Here is a 6,005-nt window from a genome sequence, read left to right on the forward strand (position 1 = left end):
AGATGGAATGCTCACGGCACCATGCGCTCTTGGCAGCTTCATCCATTGCAGCCGTAGTAATTACCGCTTCAAAGCGCGCTGCTGCCGTCCAAGTGCGATCCCTCTCAGGCATCGCAAGAGCTGCCGACCTCCAGCGCTCCAGGGTGTCCACCGAAACTCCAATCTCGCGTGACACCGCTTCGATTGGAGAACTCTCCGGCGGCAGTAGCCGGGCAACTGCCCGTTGTTTGAATTCTTGTGAGTATCGAGCCATGTGATTGCCTCCTCCGCCCGCAGTTTACAGGTGAGCTATTGAGGCGACAACTATTTTGACACGGCGGGATCGCCATCCGAGACGGCTGGCCGATCTCCTTCAGAACGCCGGCAACGAAGGGGAGGGCGGCTACCCCCTGCACCCCGTCGCGTTCGCGCTCTACAAGGCGTTTTGCGAGGTCGATTATTCCGAAGATCCCGGTGAGCTTCACCCTATAGTAGCATTTGGGGGAGTCCGGGTCCTTTCGGGTTCCCAGGATGCCGTTTTGGGCCATTTGAGAGAGGTGCTTCGAGACGTTCGACTGCTCCTCCTCAAGGATGGTGAAGATCTCGGAGACATAGAGCTCCTTTTCCCGCAATGCCTCTACGATCATGAGCCGGGTGATCTGACCGAGCAGCCTCAAGACCTCGGCGCTGTATGCGCTGATTGTTTCCATGACTGCCTCCTTGCTACTGCGACACACCTAACTTCTGCGTCAAGATTTCAACCAACTCTTCGTGCTTCCCCTGGTTGCCTGCGGCGAGTTTTTCCAAATTTTGCAATTTCCAGCGCAGAGAAGGCAACTTTTCAAGCCCTTCGAGCCCCAGGCAGTCCCAATCAGGCTTGGCTTTCTTCATGGAGAGCAGGAAGTGCCGCTCATCTTCATCTAGTGCTGCTGGTAGTTCCCTAAAGAGGCGGTCCCTGACTTCAAGCAATTCCGCGAGAGTAACTTCCTCGGTGGTCATGCCGACAAATTCACTCTCAAAGGAAGTGGATATGTCGTGAGGCAATGGTGGCAACATCTCGTTGATCTGCCGGTTGTGGCCTGCCAGGTAAACAGTGAAAGCGCGCCGGATCCTGGGAGTGATACCACCATTGCGGTAAAGCAGCATGACATCGAATAGATCACGCGGATGTTGGCGGTCGAGAGCGGCCACCAGTTTACTGCCATACAATTCGTCGTGGTCCAAGGTTGGAACAACAACGTAACGATCGAACTTGTCTGCCGCGGCTGGCATGAGAGGCAGTTTCACGATCGGATATACGCTTTGGCGGAATACGTGATTTACCTCGACCTTTACCAGAATGCCACTGCGGGTGATAAACAGCTTGGTTTCGTAGTCGCTTCCAGATGTACCGCGCTTCACCTCGACCTTGAGTTTGTCCTTCAACTCAGTAGCGATTTTATCGAGTGCGGTCTCTATGGCGGCCAAGGCCTCGTTCCTCGTCTCGTAATACGGGACTACAACCAAGTCAATATCTACGGACAACCGTGGCATATTCTGATGAAATAAGTTTATGGCGGTCCCGCCCTTCATAGCAAAAGGGCTGTCTTTGAAGACGAAGGGTGCTACGTCCAACAGCAATCTCACTGTTTCTATGTAATTCGCTTGCATTCTACTGGCCTTTCGTAGGTTTTTTGATTACTAAAGTTTTATTGCTGGTCATTATAAAGTATGGGCTGTCAGAACCAAAGTCAATTTTACTAAAATCTATTTCTTTTGTTACAGGGAGGTCTAATTCACTAGCAAGTTGCCAAAATAAACGCTTCACTTTTATCTTTATGCAGTGTTCTAGGAGGATAGTAAGCTTACCGGGATTTAAAGCGAACATGCTTTCCATGATCTCTTTTGCTTCCTGCATAGATTGAGTAGCTGGTACGTTATCGAGCATTTCAAGGAGAGCGCGTTCTGGATCAGAAACATAAGGAGCATACATGCTAGACCTTTCCTCCGAGTCGAACTGCCGCACAAATAAACGGGAATCATACGAATCCTGTTCCTTGAAGAGTTTGGTTGTTTTCAGCTCGATGGAGAAGAAATTGTCCATCCACTTGGGTAAGCGCCTGACTGTGTAGCCGTAGAGGTAAAGCTTTCCTTTCCCCAGGGAGACATAGTGACTGAAACCTTTTAGAGCAAGAGCAGTTTTGCCGGCGATGTGCACATCGACGCCGGCCGCTTCTAAAGCGGCCACCGTCCCCGTAACCGTTGGCGTTTCTCCTTCACGGATGTAGTAGCCATGTCCCAATTGATCCAGCCATCCAGACTTCGCATACCAGTGGACAGACTGCCTTGAGGCGTTCCAGTATCGCTCGCATTGGGCGGTCGTGACCGGCGTGCCCTTGGGCAATTTACGCAGTCCCTTTATTAGGCTATCACGAGTTTGTAAAGGATTCTTTGACATAAGTGTTTTTCCTCAATATGAGGATATTGGTAGGATGTCAGAATGTCAAGATTAGAATGACAATTCGACAGAAATTAAATTTCTATGAAATATTGCCATGCCGGAGGCGATGCCATTGATTTCTCGCGATATAGATGGTAGGCTCTGCCACGCCAAAGGCAAGGCGGCCAGAGCCTACCACCCCCCTTTCTCGGAAGGTGAAAACCTGGCTTAACCACAAGGTTTTTTCTTTTTCATCTGCATGTATGACCATCGACTTACAAGGCTCGTGTGCCGCCTCCGGCCGCGTCGTGTTTGATTTTATGATTCTTATTATTGTTTCCATTCCTCCTATCGGCTCATTCGTGTGGGCCAACAAAAAATATTGGAAGTTCTGAAAAAAATGAGCCATTCCACGCCGCTTCTTGTAGTCATAGCACGGACATGATTCTAATTAAAATACTAAACTGTTAATGTGTAAAGCTTGTGGTATGCGGCACATTTATTGCTTGGTTGATATAAATAATTTCATGCATTGTTCCGTTACAGGGTAAACCTACTGTGAGGTAGGGGCACAAAGTCACGAGTCCAACAGTCCAAAATAGGGCGATGGATAGTCGGACTACCGAGGCAATGGCTTAACGGAACCGTCTTGCGTTACTTCTTCTCCTCCAAATGCAGGTTGCTCCTTCTTGTACCGCTTTCGCTACTGCATTTGCATTGTGGCAGAACGCTGTTGCATCTGCATCCTGACGAGCCCTGGCATGTTTGCAATGACCTAATCCACCAGTTCAGTTCTGATACCGAACTAGCTCCAAAAATTCAATTTAAATCGTACTCTTTGCATGCAGTTTCCATTACCCCATCGTTTTTTACCTATACGGCTCTCACATTTATTGTAGCAGCCTCTATTATATCCTGTCCCTATAAGTCACCAAGTGGCCATCTCGTCGCATCATTTCCTAATAAAGCCTCGCCAACATAATTTGGTTAACTCGAATTTATTATTTAGTTTGGAGTGTCGATAATCTTTGTTATCAGTAATTGATATGAATTTATTACTCGGAGGTTTTTGTGGGAAAAATAATCACGTCCACTTTTAGCGGAAAGCTAAGTAAAATTGCAGGATTTTTTACCCTAGTATTTATGATTTTATGTTGCCTTACTTGTCAAGTTCAAGCGGCTACACCGCAGTTTTCTGCGGGTCGAAACCACACCATAGCTGTACTGTCAGATGGTACCATTTGGGCGTGGGGGGGTAACATCTACGGGCAGCTGGGGGACGGTACATCGATCAGCAAGACCGTCCCGTTACAAGTCGGCTCGGGATACGCCGCTGTGGCCGCAGGTTACAATCACACAGTGGCGCTGAAGACGGATGGCAGCCTCTGGGCCTGGGGGGATAACAACTCCGGCCAGTTGGGGAACGGCACTACGAACCGCAGCTACATCCCGTTACAGGTCGGCTCGGGATTCGCCGCTGTAGCCGCAGGCTACAATCACACAGTGGCGCTGAAGACGGATGGCAGCCTCTGGGCTTGGGGGGATAACAACTTCGGCCAACTGGGAGACGGCACTACGAACCGCAGCAACATCCCGGTGCAGGTCGGCTCGGGATACGCCGCTGTGGCCGCAGGTTACAATCACACAGTGGCGCAGAAGACGGATGGCAGCCTCTGGGCCTGGGGGGGTAACGGCTACGGCCAACTGGGGAACGGCACAACGAACAGTATTTACTCACCTTGGCAGGTAGGTTCGGGCTTTGCCGTCGTGGCTGCGGGGGGCAATCACACAGTGGCGGTAAAGTCGGACGACAGCCTCTGGGCATGGGGGCTTGACGGCTTGAGACAGATAATCGTCCCTTCGCAGATCGGTTCGGGCTACGCCGCTGTGGCCGCGGGAGACACGGTCTCCATTGCGCTAAAGACGGATGGCACCCTCTGGGCTTGGGGGGAGAACGGCTACGGTGAGCTGGGGAACGGTACCACCAAACTTAGTAACTTCCCGGTGCAGGTCGGCTCGGAATATGCCGCAGTAGCCGCGGGTTCTTATCACACCGTGGCGCTGAAGATGGATGGCACCCTCTGGGCCTGGGGGGATAATGAGCAAGGCCAGCTAGGAAATGAGACAACAACCAACTCAAATACTCCAGTTAAAGTTCAATTTCCTATTATTGCAAATAATGCAACTCCAATTCAGCCTGGTTTTGGTGTTACCGACCATCTTGTGCTTGGTTCAAATAATTCGGGTCATAAAACATATACATTCACTATTGACACAGCGGGTGATGTTGCAATTAATTTGAAGCATGAGTCAACTTATAGTATTGCTAATTCACCAAATTATTTCAACATCAATGTATACGATTCCGATGAGTATAGACCAAACGCCCATCAGTATTACTACTCAGCGGTGATTTCACAGGACAGAGCGCCACTAGATTTTGTAAGACATATTGGTCTGCCAAGAGGTGTATATTACATTGAAATTGATAGTGGAACATCTTCTAGCCAACTTGACTATACAATTAATTATCAGTTCACACCAGGTAATACGTATGAGGTTGAACTGAACGACAGTATCAGCACAGCAAATACAATAAAATCGGATACCCCGTATATAGGGCGATTTCAGATGAAATCAACGGATCCGGACGTTGATTACTATAAGTTCACGGTAGACACCCCAGGCGATGTAACAATTAATCTTCAACATGCAGCCACCTACAGCCTTGCAAATTCGCCAAATTTCTTCAATATCACCGTTTTCGGCATCGACGGTTCTGGAAGTGTTGGAAATACCTATTTTTATGCACCTATCACCTCTCAGAGTAACCAACCTTTAAATTTTGTCAGGTTCATTGGGCTACCTAAAGGGGATTATTATATAAAATTATCTAGCGGCACAAACGTCAATGAAATTGATTATGTTTTGAGCTATAGTCTCACACAAGGTGCAAATTACGAAATTGAACTTAACGACAGTATTAAAACTGCTACTGAAATAAGTGTTAACAGCCCGTATACTGGACGTTTTCAACTCAAAGCTGCCGGCCCTGACGTTGATTACTACAAATTAACAGTCGATGTACCCGGCGATTTCACACTTAATTTGAAACACGCATCTGCCTACAGTCTACAAAATTCCCTCAACTATTTTAATTTGGAAGTTTTTGACGTAGATGATTTTGGTATTCTTGTAAACGAATATTTTGCCTCACCAATTACTTCACATGATAGACAGGCTTTGGATTTTAAAAAAACATTAACCCTACCAATTGGAACGTATGATGCTGCCCCGTTCTTGTGAACAGTCCGAAAAGCTGCTACAACCAGCGCAGCAGGAGGACTGTCATGCAACAGAAGAAGAGGAAGACCTACCCCAGAGAGTTCAAGATTGAAACGGTCAAGCTAGCGACCGAGGGGGACGCGAAGGTCCCCGAGATTGCACGTGATCTGGGAATCCATCCCAACACGCTGTACAACTGGATCAACGAGTTCTCTGCAAAGCCGGAGGCAGCCTTCCCCGGCAAAGGACACAGCTCCGAATCGGACGCTGAGACCATTCGCCAGCTCAAGCGCGAAAACGAGCGATTGAAGATGGAGCGTGA

At 48.6% G+C, this 6,005-nt stretch carries 5 protein-coding genes, 1 pseudogene and 1 riboswitch; of the genes and pseudogenes, 2 read left to right on the plus strand and 4 right to left on the minus strand.

The annotated features are described in order from the left end of the window. From K419_RS24190 to K419_RS22895, 4 genes and pseudogenes are all read right to left on the minus strand, one after another. Window positions 1-205: pseudogene (locus K419_RS24190) on the minus strand (IS3-like element ISAzo10 family transposase); the annotation flags it as partial. Next, on the minus strand, window positions 105-689 hold the full coding sequence (locus K419_RS22890; RefSeq protein ID WP_051293117.1) for an ArsR/SmtB family transcription factor: 585 nt from the start codon (window positions 687-689) through the stop codon (window positions 105-107). The pseudogene K419_RS24190 and the gene K419_RS22890, both read right to left, overlap by 101 nt. Window positions 690-702: 13 nt before the next feature. Continuing rightward, window positions 703-1,629, minus strand: coding sequence for a nucleotidyl transferase AbiEii/AbiGii toxin family protein (locus K419_RS0118470; protein WP_026842846.1), 927 nt, complete (start codon window positions 1,627-1,629; stop codon window positions 703-705). Window position 1,630: 1 nt separating this feature from the next. Continuing rightward, window positions 1,631-2,416, minus strand: a complete 786-nt coding sequence (locus K419_RS22895; protein WP_084154281.1) for a type IV toxin-antitoxin system AbiEi family antitoxin domain-containing protein — start codon at window positions 2,414-2,416, stop codon at window positions 1,631-1,633. 518 nt (window positions 2,417-2,934) lie between these two features. Further along, window positions 2,935-3,025, plus strand: a riboswitch (cyclic di-GMP riboswitch). 444 nt (window positions 3,026-3,469) lie between these two features. Between K419_RS22895 and K419_RS22900 the strand changes: the two genes are divergently transcribed. Next, the gene (locus K419_RS22900; protein WP_051293121.1) at window positions 3,470-5,704 is read left to right on the plus strand and encodes an RCC1 domain-containing protein; all 2,235 of its coding nucleotides are present in this window, start codon (window positions 3,470-3,472) and stop codon (window positions 5,702-5,704) included. A 44-nt stretch (window positions 5,705-5,748) separates the two neighbouring features. After that, window positions 5,749-6,005: transposase (locus K419_RS0118485; RefSeq protein ID WP_026842847.1), on the plus strand; the 257-nt coding region annotated here is incomplete at its 3' end.

The organism is Citrifermentans bremense R1, from assembly GCF_000426865.1.
In the GTDB taxonomy this organism is placed as follows: Bacteria; Desulfobacterota; Desulfuromonadia; order Geobacterales; family Geobacteraceae; genus Geomonas; species Geomonas bremensis.